A 16,294-nucleotide genomic window follows, 5' to 3' on the forward strand; every position below is an offset into this window, starting at 1 on the left:
GAGCGGTTTTCATGCTTGATCACAAAGAGAAATAGTACCCCTTCTCGAGTAACTGGTCGTATTTCTCCTTGTTGAATTTATAATAGAATGCTCCCCGTTTCGAGTTTGATTTATCCTTGTCCTGCTGTTTCTCTAGTATATCCATATCCAGAATCCTTTTACGAAAATTGCGTTTATCCAGTTTAGTCTGATAAATGGCTTCATACAAAGATTGCAATTGCGGCAAGGTGAATTTTTCGGGAAGCAGGTTAAAACCTAATGGCTGGGTAGCTGCTTTTCTTCTCAGTATTTCTATTGTATCCTCCAGCATCTGATTATGGTCGAAGATCAATTTACCTACTTTATCCAGCTCCTCCCAGCGGGCGTTATGTTTTTTACACAGTTCCTCATCGAATAATTCAAGGTTTATAAGGGCATAATAAGCGACAGAGATCACACGCTCACCTTCGTCACGGTGGATACTTCCATATGTGCCCACCTGTTCCATATAAACATCCTTAATGCCGGTATATTCATATAGTACGCGCGAAACAGTATCCTCGAGATTTTCGTCAGAACGCAGGAATCCTCCCATCAGGGTATCCTGGTTTTTCAACGGCTCGAATTTTCGTTTCGAGATCAATAAATACAATTTTCCTTTTTTAAAGCCAAGTATTATACAATCGACCGATAGTAAAAACTTCTCTTGTTCTATATAAAACGGCGCCATTAAAAATATCTCCTTTTTTGTGTTTTGCGCAAAGGTACAATATATTTCACCAATCTCCTGTATTTGAATATATGTAATACCACTGCATACGATTATCATGAAAAGATCATCTTGATATAATAACCTTAGTATGAGGTAAAAATGAATATCTTCAATTTTATGTTTTTAAACATAAAAAAATAAGTGTACGTTATTACACTTATTATTAACTTTGTCACAATAAATCTATTTCATTAAGCGAGAGAAAATAATAGTATTTTATCATCATGAAGAAATTATTGACTTTATTATTAACGATTTGCCTGTTTCAGTATATTTCTGCCAATGATTTCATTATAGTGAGTCCGGATAAGAATCTGCAGGTTTCGGTTTTTCTGAAAGAAGGAACTTTGAATTACAACGTAAACTATAAAGGGAAAGTTATTCTGGAAGATTCTCCATTAGGAATGATCACCAATGTAAGTGATTTTAGTAAGGATCTGGTATTTGTAGAGAAAAGAGAACAGGTTGTCAACAAAACATATAATGAGCCTAAGATTAAGAAAAGCCGTGTGGAATACCTGGCAAACGAGGTGGTCTGTACCTATCAAACACCGCAGGAAGAAAAGATTACCGTTACTTTTCGGGTCAGCAACAACGATATCGCGTTCAAATACGCATTAGTTCAAAATGGTGAGACAGCCCGCTGCATCATTGAAAAGGAATTGACGGGATTCAAATTTCCGCAACAGACAACTACATTTCTTACACCTCAGGCAACACCCATGATCGGTTGGATGCGCACCAAACCGAGTTACGAAGAGGAGTATATGCCCGATGAACCGGTCGGCACGCCTTCCAAATATGGTGTAGGATATACTTTTCCGGGATTGTTCCATGTGGGGGATAACGGTTGGGCGTTAATCTCAGAAACCGGTGTCAGCAGTCTGTACTGCGGATCAAAACTGAGTGAAGGAACAAAAGAGGGGCTTTACACAATTGCCTTTCCGGAGGAGGGTGAGAATAACGGTATCGGCAGTGCCAAACCGGCGATTTCATTGCCGGGTGAAACACCCTGGCGTACAATTACGGTGGGTGACAATTTGAAACCGATCGTTGAAACCACTATTGCGTTCGACGTAGTGGAACCATTATATGAGCCTTCAAAAGAATACGGGTTTGGACGTTCTACATGGAGTTGGTTGCTTTGGCAGGACGGAAGTATCAACTACGAAGACCAGAAGACATTCATCGATCTCTCTTCTGAATTGGGGTATGAACTGGTACTGATAGATAACTGGTGGGATACCCGCATAGGTCGTGAAAAGATAGAAGAACTGGCGCAGTATGCTGCTTCTAAAAATGTAGGTATTTGCCTGTGGTATAACTCTAACGGATTCTGGAGCGATGCTCCACAAGGACCGAAAAACAGGATGAACACTTCCGTAGCCCGCAAGAAAGAGATGGCCTGGCTAAAAAGTATCGGTGCGAAAGGGATAAAGGTGGATTTCTTTGGCGGCGACAAGCAGGAAACCATGAAGTTATACGAAGATATCCTGTCGGATGCCAACGATTACGGTCTGGCGGTGATCTTCCACGGGTGTACATTACCGCGGGGATGGGAACGGATGTATCCGAACTTCGCAGGAAGTGAAGCAGTGCTAGCTTCCGAAAATCTGATCTTCACCCAACATGCCAATGATACCGAAGCCTATAACGCAACCTTGCATCCGTTTATCCGGAACAGTGTGGCGTCCATGGATTTCGGGCCGGTTTTACTGAACAAGCGTCACAACCGTAATAACGACGGAGGAACCGAACGCAGGACAACAGAAACATTCCAGTTGGCCACAGCCATACTCTTTCAGACGCCCGTGCAGAATTTCGGTATTACCCCCAACAACCTGGTCGAATATCCCCCGTTCGTTATCGATTTTATGAAAGAGGTGCCCACCCTCTGGGATGAGACAGTGTTTATCGACGGTTATCCCGGGAAGTATGTAATACTGGCCCGTCGTTACGCCGAGCAGTGGTATGTGGCAGCCATCAATGCCGAAAAAGAAATAAAGAAACTGAAGGTGAAACTTCCGATGTTCTCTGATACGAAAGTGAATATATATTCCGACAGAAAAGACCGTTCTCCGCAATTGGAACAGGTAAATATTGAAAAGAGCGGTGAAATCACATTGGAAATACAATCCGGCAGTGGAATGATATTGAAAAATTAAAGAAGTATCCCTGATACATGAAGCGCCAGTTATTATCTGTATGCCTGTTGCTCCCTCTCTCCCTCCATGCACAGCATTTACAATTGTCCGGAGACAATTGTAATATCTCTTATCTCACTATGGAAGATGGGCTATTGCATAATTATATAGATGATATCTACAAGGACAGCAGAGGTTTTATCTGGCTTTCTACCGGGGGCGGATTGTCAAGATATGATGGTTTTTCCTTTACGAATTACCAGATGGAAACTTCTCCGGTTACACTGAAGGGGAATTCTGTACACAGGGTGTACGAAGATAATTTCAACAGATTGTGGATCGCATCTGACGGCGGATTGGATATTCTGGATCTTGAGAATTCAGAGTTGGTGAATTTGTTCGAAGAGATTGATCCTGAAATGACAGCATTTCTGAAAAATCCGGTAAAAAATATCATAAAAGACAATAAAGGAAATATCTGGCTTTTATCAGGATATATCTATAAAATACATTTCAATCAAAAGGGAGGGATAGCTGATATATTCAGGCTTCCTGAAAATTTGCAATCGGTACGCTATATAGCGATGAACGATGTGGACGGAGACGGTAATATCTGGGCGGGATATAACGATAACATATATAAACTATACACCCATAATAATCATAATTTGAGAGCGGTTCCCATATCAAAAAACCTGAAATTCAGGAGTAACAGTATCCTGACGAAATTTCTTCCCGACAAGAATGAAGTCTGGATCGGAACCGTACACGGTTTGTACAGATACTACAGGAATGAAGACGCTGTAAAGGTTTATGAGAATAATCCTTTGGACCTCACCTCCTTATCCCATAATTATATTTCTGATCTGGCATTAACCGAAACCAATCAGGTAATAATCGGAACATTGAAGGGAATAAACATCTATAACCCTATGACAGATGGTTTTGAACAGGTGTTCTCCGAAAGTTCCGGCAGCATAAACGGACTCAACAGTAATTTTATCAGTCGGATCTATTATGACGGGAATAGTCTATGGTGCGGTACTGAAACCGGTGGGGTCAATAAGATCAATTCCAACACATTGGACATAAAAAGCTATTCCCATAGGAACAATGAAAGAGGAAGCATTTCACAAAATCCGGTCAATGTCATATTAGAAGACGAAAAACACAACCTGTGGGTTGGTACTGTTGAAGGAGGATTGAATCTGAAGAAGGAGGGAGAGGAAACATTCTCTCATTTCACGGACTCTTCTTCTACCCGTCTCAGCCATAATTCCGTAAGTGCTTTAAGTATTGATAATAAAAGCCGGCTATGGGTAGGTACCTGGGGATATGGTATTTCGGTTATTGATAAAGATAATCCGTTTAAACCCTCATCCATCTATATCAACTCCGGTAAATACCCCGAACTCCTGATCGACCTGATCGGCGGTCTTTTTTATGATGATATCAACAATGTCATGTGGATTGGCTCTAATCAGGGATTATACTTCTATGATCTGGATAACGACAAATTAATTATTCCGGCTCCCATTGATACTTTTGCCAATATCCAGGGTATTATCGGGATGGCTGTAGATAATAAGGGATTTTTATGGGTAGGAAGCCAGGAAGGTGTGTATGCGATTGACCTGAACAGTAGAAACCACAACCAATTCGGTTTTCACCATTACAGATATAAACTGGATAATCCGCAATCTTTTTTGGTCGAAAAGATTACAAGCTTCTGTCTCGACTCTGACAATGTGCTCTGGCTTGGAAGCGACGGTTTCGGCTTTTATAAAAGAATTGAGAACGGCGACGGAACTTATTCGTTTCAATCGTACAATATCGCAGACGGATTGGCGAACAATAGTGTTAAAGGTATATTGGAAGACGATTTCGGGAATTTATGGATCAGTACCAGCCATGGACTCTCTTGTTTTAACAGGGAAGAGGAGAGTTTTATCAATTTTTTCAGGAATGACGGGATCGAAAATAATCAATTCTACTGGAATGCTTATCATAAAGCCAAAAACGGCACACTATATTTCGGGACTTTAAGCGGATTGATAGCGCTCAACCCGGCACTTATGAAACCTCAACCAGTAAATTACAGGGTGACCTTAACTGATTTTTATCTGGAAAATGAAAAGATCTACCCCGGGAAGATCATTGAAAAAGATATTTCCCGGATAAATAAAATTGTTTTGCATGAGAAGTATAAATCCTTTTCAATTGATTTCTCTGCCCTGAACTTTACTACCACGCCCAATTTTGTATACGCATACCGGCTGGCAGGATATGAAGAGAAATGGATTGAACTGGCGCAAAATATGCACTCCGCGAGATATATGAATCTGCCTCCGGGAAATTATACTTTCCAGGTAAAGTATGTACCGAAAAATCAAATCGACCTGGGAGAGATCACTGAATTGCAAATTTATATCAGACCCTATTTCTATAAAACAACATGGTTTGCACTGATTGTCCTGGCTCTGCTTATTTCAGCTTTTCTCCTATGGTATTTTCGTCATATAAGATCTTACGAAGCACAACAGAGAGCTCTTGAGCAGATTGTGGAAGAACGTACCAAAGAGTTGGAATTGCAAAAAGAAACATTGGTTGAACAGAAGAGAGAATTATCCCAACAAAATCTGATCCTGAGTCAGCAAAATAAAAAGATCACCCAACAAAAAAACCAATTGATAAAAATGTCCCGCAAAGTACACAGAATGCACGTGGACAAACTGGAATTTTTTACCAATATTTCCCATGAATTCCGGACTCCGATCACGTTAATCATAGGACCGGCACAACGTGCCATACGATTGAGTTCCGATCCGTATGTGATTGAACAACTGAATTATGTGGAAAGAAATTCCAGATACCTGTTGAGTCTTGTGAATCAGTTAATGGATTTTCAAAAAGTGGAATCGAAAAAGATTGAGATAACATTTGCTAAAGATAATTTTCTGCATTCCATAGAGTCAATACTCTCCTCTTTTGAACCACAGGTACAGGATCGGGATATATCCCTGCTGAGACGGTTTTCACTGTCCGACCCGCTGTTTTTTTTCGACAGTGAATCACTGCATAAAATATTGATAAATCTCTTGTCGAATGCTATCAAATATACCCCGAATGGAGGCAATATAACTGTCTATGTAAGGCCAGTCCATGACAGGAAAACAGACGAAGAAAAATTATACATTGCTGTAAAGGATTCAGGAGCAGGTATCCCGGAAGAAGATCTGGGAAAAATTTTCAAGCGCTTTTATCAATCCCGCCATCGCACCATATTTCCGGTATATGGGCAAAGTAGTACAGGGATCGGGTTATATCTGTGCAAACAGCTTATCCAACTCTTAGGGGGATCTATATGGGTTAAAAATAATAAAAAAGCGGGATGTACATTCCGGATCCTTCTCCCGCTATACAGATCAAACCCGCAATCGGGCGGGACAGACCATCAAATGGTCGATAAACGCGGTGATTCCGAAACAGGGCAATCGACAGAAAAACAGAAAAACAAACAGAAAGGGAGATTGACGTTTTTAGTGGTCGAAGACAATCACGATATGAGAAATTACATCTGTTCTATCCTTTCCTCCAGCTATAATACACTCAAAGCCACCCATGGCGTTGAAGCGCTTACAATACTCGACAGCCATCATGTCGATTTTATCATCAGCGATCTGATGATGCCGGAGATGGATGGCATAGAACTGTCGAAAAGGGTGAAAGAGAAGATGTCCACCTCACATATCCCCTTCCTGATGCTTACAGCCAAATCATCTGAAACAGCCCAGCTCGATAGCTACCGTGTGGGTGTGGATTCCTATATTATAAAACCATTCGATGAGGAGATGCTGATAACCCGTATCAGGAATATCCTGAAGGCACGGCAACGCTATCAGCAATTGTTCTCCGAAAAGATGAGTACTGATATTTTAGAGATGGATGAGGAGTCGAATGATAAAAAGTTTATGGATCGCGTATTAGAGGTGATGAAGGATAATTATCAGAATCCGGATTTCTCGGCAGGAGATTTTGTAAAAGCAATGGGAATGAGTAAATCTCTTCTCAATAACAAACTGAATGCACTAAGTGGCAGATCATCAGGGGAATTCATAAGGGTTTACAGACTCAATATAGCTTACAGCCAGATCCTCCATAATAAGAAAACAAAGAATAAAAACATTTCAGATATAGCTTATGATGTGGGATTCAACGATCCGAAATATTTTACCCGTTGCTTTTCCAGACATTTCAACATAACTCCAAGTAAATTAATCGATAATGATGAAGATAAACCGTAAAAAAACTGTTATTTCCTGTTTTAAGCTGAATTTCCTCTTTAAATGGTCATTTGTCCACCTTAGGAGGTCACTGGCTTTTTATTTTTGTGATATCTATATACGATCTCACTTAGGATTAAGAATTATGCGATGTAATAATTACTAATCAGATTGACAATATAGGTAATAAAATAATAAGTATTAACTTTACGCTTATTTGTCTGTTATCTGAAAAATGACTATTGCCGTGTTCTGTAAACGAGACCTTTATGACTTATATCTTACATAAAATCAGATGAACATAAACAATAAAAAAGCAGAGACTCATGAAATCAAAAAGAACATTCCAAGTGGCACTACTACTGCTTATCGGTAGTATATCAATCTCGGCCCAGAACCGATTGATCATCGAGGCCGACCGTGGACAGAACACCATCAACCGGCATATCTACGGCCACTTTTCCGAACATCTGGGACGCTGTATTTATGGCGGCTATTGGGTAGGTGAAGACTCGTCAGTTCCCAATACACGCGGTATCCGTAACGATGTGGTGCAGGCACTGAAAGATATCCGTATTCCCAACCTTCGCTGGCCGGGTGGTTGCTTTGCCGACGAATATCATTGGATGGACGGTATAGGTCCCCGTGAGGATCGCCCTAAAATGATCAATACCCATTGGGGAGGAGTTGTGGAAGATAACAGTTTCGGTACGCACGAATTTCTCGACCTGTGCGAACAACTCGACGCAGAACCCTATATCAGCGGAAATGTAGGCAGCGGCACAGTAGAGGAGATGTCGAAATGGATCGAATATATCACTTTCGATGGTGAAAGCCCAATGGCTAATTTGCGGCGCAAGAACGGTCGTGAAGAACCTTGGAAAGTGAAATTCTGGGGTGTCGGGAACGAAAGCTGGGGTTGCGGCGGTAATATGACGCCTGACTACTATTCCGACCTGTATCGCCATTACGCCACCTATTGCCGCAATTACGGCGACAATCGTCTTTACCGCATTGCCTGCGGTGCTAACGGGGGTGATTATAACTGGACGGAGACTGTGATGAAGAACGCTGCCCGCCATATGCAGGGCTTATCACTGCATTACTATACTGTACCCAGGAATTGGGGTGATAAAGGTTCGGCAACCAATTTCGATGAAGAGGAATATTTCACTACTATCGAAAAAACACTGTTCATGGACGAACTGATCACCAAACATTCGGCCATCATGGACCGTTACGACCCGCAAAAGAGAGTAGGAATGATTATTGATGAATGGGGCACATGGTATAATGTGGAGCCCGGTACTAACCCTGGTTTTCTCTATCAGCAGAACACCTTGCGCGATGCCATCGTAGCGGGTATCAACCTGAACATTTTCAACAACCACAGTGAGCGGGTACAGATGGCCAATCTGGCCCAGACAGTGAACGTGCTGCAGGCTGTGATACTTACCGACGAGGAAAAGATGATACTTACTCCTACTTACTGGGTGTTCCATCTCTACAAGGTACATCAGGATGCGACGCTTTTGCCCATTTCCTTTACCAGCAATAAGTACCGCCAGGGTGACAAAGAGATAGACGCGGTAAGCGTTTCCGCTTCTAAAAATGCCGGGGGTAAAATTCATATCACGCTGGTAAATGCCGATCCTAACAATGAACAACGTATCTCAACACAGTTGGTTGGTGCATCGGCAAAGAAGGTAAGTGGTAAAATGCTTACCTCCGCAAAGATAAACGATTACAATTCTTTTGAGCAACCGTCTAAAGTAACGGTGAGTGACTTCAAAGGCGCTTCGCTCTCCAATAGCGGTCTTTCGGTGGTATTGCCGCCTAAATCGGTGGTATTGATCGAACTTCAATAAATTATACAACTAAATCCTCGACTGACGATATTTTGTGACCCATTATAGCTCTCATTCGCTAAAAGAGTAGAACTCGTTTCACTCAGACAGCTACTCTTTTTACGCTCCTTGCAAGCTATGGGTTCCCACAAAATATCTAAATGTCTCCGCTTTAGTGGTATATATACGAAACTTCTATAAATAAGAGTAGACAATGAGCATACAAGAACTGAAACAGCAGGTATTCCAGGCTAACCTGGATCTGGTAAAACACGGTCTGGTGATCTTTACCTGGGGAAATGTAAGCGGTATCGACCGGGAAAAAGGATGGGTGGTTATCAAACCCTCCGGGGTGTCGTACGACGACATGAAAGCCGAAGATATGGTAGTCGTGGACCTGGAGGGCAACATAGTGGAAGGCAGTCTGAAACCTTCGTCCGACACACCCACCCATGTGGAATTATACAAAGCATTCCCTTCCATAGGTGGAATTGTGCATACCCATTCAACCTATGCCACTGCGTGGGCACAGGCCGGATGTGACATCCCCAACATAGGTACCACCCATGCCGATTACTTCAGCGGGGATATACCCTGTACCCGCGATATGACTGAGCCCGAGGTGAAAGGCGAGTATGAAAAAGAGACCGGTGCCGTTATTATCGAGCGTTTCAGTGAACTCAACCCGGCCCATATCCCCGGCGTACTGGTGAAAAATCACGGGCCTTTCTCCTGGGGAAAGGATCCGCACGAGGCAGTTCATAATGCCGTCGTAATGGAACAGGTGGCAAAAATGGCCTTTATCGCCTATCAGGTCAACCCGAACCTCACCATGAACGAATTGCTTATCCAAAAGCATTTCTTCAGGAAACACGGACCCGGAGCATATTACGGACAGAAATAATATTTCAGATTCAAAATTCAAGATTTCATAACTCTTAATTTTTAATTCTTAACTTTTAATTTTTAATTCATAATTCATAAACGTTCAATATTATGCAATTCAAAGATCAGGAAGTATGGTTTGTTACAGGAGCGCAACTCCTGTACGGGGGCGACGCGGTAGTAACCGTCAATGCCCATTCGGAAGAAATGGTCAAAGGGCTGAATGACGCGGGACTACTCCCCGTAAAAGTGGTTTATAAAGGAACTGCCAATTCATCGCCCGAAGTGGAGAAAATATTCAAAGAAGCCAATACGGATGAAAAATGTATCGGTGTGATCACCTGGATGCACACTTTTTCTCCTGCCAAGATGTGGATCAGAGGTTTACAAAATTTCAGGAAACCGTTAATGCATCTACATACCCAGTTTAACAAGGAGATACCCTGGAATGAGATCGACATGGATTTCATGAACCTGAACCAGTCAGCACACGGCGACCGTGAATTTGGACATATTACAAGCCGTTTGCGAATGCCCCGCAAGGTTTTGGTTGGCTATTGGAAAGATGAAGAGACGCTGCGGAAAATTGCGTCATGGATGCGGGTTTGTGCCGGTTGGGCTGACGCTCAAGGGATGTTGATCATCCGCTTTGGAGATAATATGAACAATGTGGCTGTAACGGACGGAGACAAGGTAGAAGCGGAAATACGTCTGGGATACCATGTCGACAATGCACCTATCGCAACCCTGGTTCCGTATGTGGAAGCAGTTACAGATGACGAAATCGATGCCCTTGTTTCCGAATATGCACAAATATACGACTTTGCCGATGATTGCAGGAAAGGCGCCGAAAAACATCAGTTTGTACGCGATGCCGCAGCACAGGAAATAGGATTGCGCCGTTTCCTCCAGGATAAGGGTGCCAAAGCCTTTACAACCAGCTTTAACGAGTTGGAAGGCATGAAACAGTTGATGGGGTTCGCTTCTCAACGACTGATGGCCGAAGGCTATGGATTTGGAGCGGAAGGCGACTGGAAAACTGCTGCCCTTGTACGTACCATGTGGGTAATGGGCCAGGGTTTACCCGGTGGACAATCGTTCCTCGAAGATTATACCCTGAATTTCGATGGGGAGAACAGTACCATCCTGCAATCGCATATGCTCGAGATCAATCCCGATATTACAGGAACGAAACCACGCATTGAAGTGCATTTCCTTGGGATAGGTGATGCCCGTACCTGTGCCCGTCTGGTATTCCAGGCGCATGAAGGGAAAGGGGTGGCTGCCACTATCGTGGATATGGGTAACCGATTCCGCATGATTGTCAATGAGGTGGAAGTGGTAAAACCGCAAGCTTTACCCAAATTGCCGGTTGCCTGCGCATTATGGAAGCCAATGCCAAACTTGGAGGTCGGAGCCGGTGCATGGATATTGGCCGGAGGAACGCATCACACCAGTTTCTCTTTTTCAGTGACCACCGAAATGCTGGAAGATTATGCCGAAATAGCCGGTATCGAGCTGGTTACTATCGATAAAGATACAACTATCAACAACTTCAAGTTCGAACTCAAAGTCAATGAAGTTTACTATTTATTGAATAAAGCGCTGCAGTAAAAATAATTAATTTCCAATTTATGAAGAGAAATACATTCTTTCTTCCATTTGTATTTTTCCTCTTTGTTTTTTTACCGCAGGGTAAAGCTGCAGACCAATTACCGGAAAGGATCGGAGTACATGACCCGGTAATGGCCAAACAAGACGATACCTACTACCTCTTCACTACAGGTAGGGGTATCGCTGTCTGGTCATCGACCGACATGAAAACATGGAAACGGGAGAAAGCGGTATTTGCAGAAGCACCTCAGTGGGCTGTCGATGCTGTACCTACTTACCGGGGACATACCTGGGCACCGGATATCAGCTACCATAACGGATTGTATTATCTCTACTATTCGGTATCAGCCTTTGGGAAAAATACATCCTGCATGGGCGTGGTGACCAACAAGACGCTTCATCCCGATGATCCCGATTTTGAGTGGGTAGATCACGGAGCCGTTATCTGCTCTACGCCCGATGTCGATAATTGGAATGCAATCGATCCCAATCTTATTTTTGATGAAAACGGAGTTCCTTACCTGTTTTTCGGTTCGTTCTGGGATGGACTGCAGATGGTCAGGCTTACCGATGACCTCAAATCCTGCTATTCGGGTGAAGAGCCGGTTACCATTGCCTCACGCAAAAAAGAGAGACGACAGGAGAATCCGCCGGCAATCGATAACAATCCGGTGGATGCCGGAGGAAATGCGATAGAAGCTCCTTTTGTTTTCAGGAAAGACAACTACTACTACCTGTTTGCATCCATAGACTATTGTTGTAAGGGAGTGGAAAGTACCTACAAGATGATATACGGAAGGTCAGACAAGATCGATGGGCCCTATTATGACAAAGAGGGAAAAGATCTCCTTTTTGGTGGAGGGACAATCCTGATGGAAGGGGATGAAAACTGGCATGGTGTGGGACATAATGCGGTCGTCAGTTTCGACGGTGAAGATTATCTTGTATTCCATGGATACGATGCTAACGACGAAGGGCGGTCCAAACTGCGTATTTTCCGGCTCTCATGGGATCAGAGCCAGTGGCCCGGCGTAGAAGAGGCCATCTACTAAAATGGGTTGCTAAACCGGCCCCTAATTCAACACTTCAGTAGTGAATAAATCAGACAAAACAAACTAAAAATAAAAAGGATAAGAAGAGATGAGTAAATACGTCATAGGATTAGATTACGGCACGGACTCATGTCGTGCCATCATTGCCGATGCCTTGAGCGGTAAGGAAATATCTACCGCGGTGAAATATTATCCGCGTTGGAAACAGGGGAAGTATTGTGATCCCAAGACCAACCGTTACCGTCAGCATCCGCTCGATTATATCGAGGTATTGGAAGAGAGTATCCGGGAAGCTTTAACAAAAGCACCCGCAGGAACAGCAGAAAATGTAGTGGGGATGGCTTTCGATACTACAGGATCAACGCCTGTGTTTACTGACGAAGCAGGAATCCCGTTGGCTTTACGACCTGAATTTGCCGAAAACCCCAATGCGATGTTCGTTCTCTGGAAAGACCATACCTCCATAAAAGAGGCGGCCGAAGTAAACGAACTGGCAAAGAAATGGGAAATTGATTATACCGCCTATGAAGGAGGTATTTATTCCTCCGAATGGGTATGGGCCAAGATGCTGCATATTCTGCGTGAAGATGAGCAGATAAGGAAAGCGGCTTATTCATGGGCTGAACACTGTGACTGGATGCCTGCGCTGATCACCGGGAACTCCAAACCGGAAACGATGCCGAGAAGCCGTTGCGCTGCAGGACATAAAGCGATGTGGCATGCTTCGTGGGACGGACTGCCTTCCGAAGAGTTCCTGACGGCGCTGGATCCGCTGCTTGCCGGCTTCCGTTCTCATTTGTATAAAGAAACCTACCCGAGTAATGTAAAAGTAGGATACCTGACTCCCGAATGGGCCGAACGGCTGGGATTGACTACCAAAGTGGCCGTGGCCGTGGGAGCGTTCGACTGCCACATGGGTGCTGTAGGAGCACAGATCAAGCCGGGAGATTTCGTACGTGTGATCGGGACATCCACCTGCGATATCATGGCGGTGCCTTATGAGGAGATCGGCGACAAATTGATCCCGGGTATCTGCGGACAGGTAGACGGGTCGGTGATCCCGGGAATGGTCGGACTGGAAGCCGGGCAATCAGGCTTCGGCGATATTTACGCCTGGTTTAAACAGGTATTGGAATGGCCTCTTACACAGCTCGTTTCGAAATCGAACCTGCTGGATATGGAGACTAAAGAAAAGCTGATTACAGAAATCGCAGATGCGATCATCCCCGAATTGACCAGGGAAGCCGAAAAAGTGCCGCCCGGCGAAAGCACCCTTATCGCTACTGACTGGATGAACGGACGTCGTACACCCGATGCCAATCAACTGTTGACAGGTTCTATTTGTGGATTGACGTTGGGAAGCACCGCACCGCTGATCTTCAGGGCACTGGTAGAAGCAACTGCTTACGGTTCCAAAGCGATCGTCGATCGTTTTCTGGAAAATGGTGTCGAGATCAAAGAAGTGATCGGTATAGGCGGTATCTCTTTAAAATCTCCTTTTGTGATGCAGACATTATCCGATGTGTTGGGTATGCCGATCAAAGTGGCAAAGACCGAGCAGGCATGCGCCTTCGGAGCCGCTATGTTCGCAGCCGTTGCAGCAGGTGTATATGAGAAAGTGGAGGATGCCCAGGATGCGATGGGACAAGGATTTGCTTTCGAATACCATCCGAACGCTGAAAATCACGCCGTATATATGGAGTTGTATAAGAAATACCAACAAATCGGCAAGTTCACTGAAAACTAACTGTTTCGTTAATCGAATATATACTTAAAAAAACATCTTATGAATTGGAATTCACATGAATTTATTTGGCTGGATTGGTTAATTATCGTTATTGGAATTTTAGCTGTAACCTGGGCTGTATGGCGTTCTATACAGAAAGATAAACGTTCGCAACAAGGTCCTGACAGTGAAGATTACCTGTTTGGTAAAGGTGAGCCATGGTATATTATTGGTGCGGCTATCTTTGCCGCCAATATCGGTTCGGAACACCTGGTAGGCCTTGCCGGTACCGGTGCAAAGGCAGGAGTCGGTATGGCACACTGGGAAATGCAGGGATGGATGATACTCATCTTAGGGTGGCTTTTTGTACCCTTCTATCAACTGTTGAATATTAAGATGGGAAAGATCATCACAATGCCCGATTTCCTTAAATACCGCTACACACCTACAACCGGTTCGTGGCTCTCTATCATTACACTTATAGCCTATGTGCTGACAAAGGTGAGTGTCACGGCATTCACCGGTGGTATCTTTATGCAAAGCCTTCTTGGCTTGCCTTTCTGGTTCGGGGCTATCGGCCTGATCGTTTTAACAGGGATCTTTACCGTCCTGGGTGGCATGAAAGGGGTGATGACGCTGTCGGCAATTCAAACACCTATACTGATCCTCGGTTCGTTCCTTGTGTTGTTTCTGGGATTGTCGGCACTTGGAGGCGGCAATATCGCTGAAGGTTGGACTGCAATGATTGAACATGCCAAAACGCTGAACGTAGGAGAAGATGGTGTCGCATACGGTACCAACCGTATGTTCCATTTCAATACAGGCGACCCGTTGTATGATGATTATCCCGGTTTTTGGGTATTTATCGGGGCATCGATCATCGGTTTTTGGTATTGGTGTACTGACCAGCACATCGTTCAACGTGTACTTGGACAACGTAAGGGAGAACCTGCTGACGTAGTGATGAAACGTGCACGCAGAGGAACCATTGCTGCTGGTTATTTCAAATTATTGCCTGTATTTATGTTTTTGATACCGGGGATGGTAGCCGCTGCATTGGCAGCACGTCCCGATAGCGGTTTCTCGTTAAGCGATCCTGATACCGCCTTTGGTTCCATGGTCAAGTTCGTATTGCCGGCCGGTGTAAAAGGGATTGTTACCATAGGCTTTATATCGGCATTGGTTGCCTCTTTGGCGGCTTTCTTCAATTCCTGTGCCACGCTGTTTACAGAAGACTTTTACAAGCCGATGTTCAAAAACAAAAGCGAAGCCACCTACGTTCTGGTAGGCCGCATCGCCACAGTCGTGGTTGTGATACTGGGTATTGTATGGATACCTATCATGATGAGTCTCGGCAGTCTTTACGATTATCTGCAAGGTATTCAGTCACTCCTCGCCCCCGCAATGGTGGCTGTATTTGCGTTGGGTATATTTTCCAAGAGAATTACACCAAAAGCCGGAGAGGCCGGGATGATAGTGGGTTTTATTATCGGAATGGTACGCCTGCTGACCAATATCTTTACCAATACAGGGAAAGATGTGATGACAGGCTGGTTCTGGGAAAACACTACCTGGTTCTGGCAAACCAACTGGCTTATCTTTGAGGTGTGGCTGCTCGTCTTTATCATGGGCATGATGGTTGTAGTATCATTTTTCACCCCGAAACCAACTGCTAAGCAAATTGAAGCGATCACTTTCACAGGCGATTACAAAGCACTTATCAGAAAAAGCTGGAATAAGTGGGATGTGATTGCTTCCCTTGGGGTAGTGGCTCTTTGTGCGTTATTTTATATTTATTTCTGGTAAAAACTCTTTTATCGACAAGCGGATATCCTATCCGGATTCCGCTTGTTTTTCTCAACTTTTGCATGTGAATCTGAAACATGAGCAACTGAAGCATTCGGCTTGCAAAAATCAAATTATTCAAGTTTCGCAAGTCTTATGATTGTAACTAAAACATCCGTCTGACGATATTTTGTGACCCATTATAGT

General features: G+C 43.9%; 9 protein-coding genes. 8 read left to right on the top strand and 1 reads right to left on the bottom strand.

The genetic code is table 11. From position 1 onward, the window contains the following. Positions 1 to 19 precede the first annotated feature (19 nt). The gene (locus F597_RS0100945) at positions 20 to 709 is read right to left on the bottom strand and encodes an NUDIX hydrolase (protein ID WP_019537832.1); all 690 of its coding nucleotides are present in this window, start codon (positions 707 to 709) and stop codon (positions 20 to 22) included. A gap of 266 nt (positions 710 to 975) precedes the next feature. On the opposite strand from F597_RS0100945, the gene F597_RS0100950 reads away from it, so the two are divergent. The 8 genes from F597_RS0100950 to F597_RS0100985 all read left to right on the top strand — a co-directional run bounded on the left by F597_RS0100950 (position 976) and on the right by F597_RS0100985 (position 16,108). Further along, positions 976 to 2,916 (top strand): glycoside hydrolase family 97 protein, encoded by a 1,941-nt coding sequence (locus F597_RS0100950; protein WP_019537833.1) that lies wholly within the window; start codon positions 976 to 978, stop codon positions 2,914 to 2,916. 17 nt (positions 2,917 to 2,933) lie between these two features. Beyond that, entirely contained in the window at positions 2,934 to 7,199 is a 4,266-nt protein-coding gene (locus F597_RS0100955) for a two-component regulator propeller domain-containing protein (RefSeq protein ID WP_019537834.1), read from the top strand. A 305-nt stretch (positions 7,200 to 7,504) separates the two neighbouring features. Then, the gene (locus F597_RS0100960) at positions 7,505 to 9,046 is read left to right on the top strand and encodes an alpha-N-arabinofuranosidase (protein WP_019537835.1); all 1,542 of its coding nucleotides are present in this window, start codon (positions 7,505 to 7,507) and stop codon (positions 9,044 to 9,046) included. 193 nt (positions 9,047 to 9,239) lie between these two features. Continuing rightward, entirely contained in the window at positions 9,240 to 9,929 is a 690-nt protein-coding gene (gene araD, locus F597_RS0100965; protein WP_019537836.1) for an L-ribulose-5-phosphate 4-epimerase, read from the top strand. 92 nt (positions 9,930 to 10,021) lie between these two features. Next, complete coding sequence (araA, locus tag F597_RS0100970) at positions 10,022 to 11,524, top strand: L-arabinose isomerase (RefSeq protein ID WP_019537837.1); 1,503 nt, start codon at positions 10,022 to 10,024, stop codon at positions 11,522 to 11,524. 20 nt (positions 11,525 to 11,544) lie between these two features. Next, a complete protein-coding gene (locus tag F597_RS0100975) occupies positions 11,545 to 12,576 on the top strand; it encodes an arabinan endo-1,5-alpha-L-arabinosidase (RefSeq protein ID WP_019537838.1) in 1,032 nt (343 codons plus the stop codon). Between the two features lie 88 nt (positions 12,577 to 12,664). Beyond that, positions 12,665 to 14,323 carry a ribulokinase gene (locus F597_RS0100980; protein WP_019537839.1) on the top strand — a complete coding sequence of 553 codons (1,659 nt, stop codon included), beginning with the start codon at positions 12,665 to 12,667 and terminating at the stop codon, positions 14,321 to 14,323. Between the two features lie 39 nt (positions 14,324 to 14,362). After that, positions 14,363 to 16,108: a sodium:solute symporter gene (locus F597_RS0100985; protein WP_019537840.1), complete on the top strand. Its 1,746-nt coding sequence runs from the start codon at positions 14,363 to 14,365 to the stop codon at positions 16,106 to 16,108. The last annotated feature ends 186 nt before the right edge of the window (positions 16,109 to 16,294 follow it).

This window comes from Proteiniphilum acetatigenes DSM 18083, from assembly GCF_000380985.1.
In the GTDB taxonomy this organism is placed as follows: domain Bacteria; phylum Bacteroidota; class Bacteroidia; order Bacteroidales; family Dysgonomonadaceae; genus Proteiniphilum; species Proteiniphilum acetatigenes.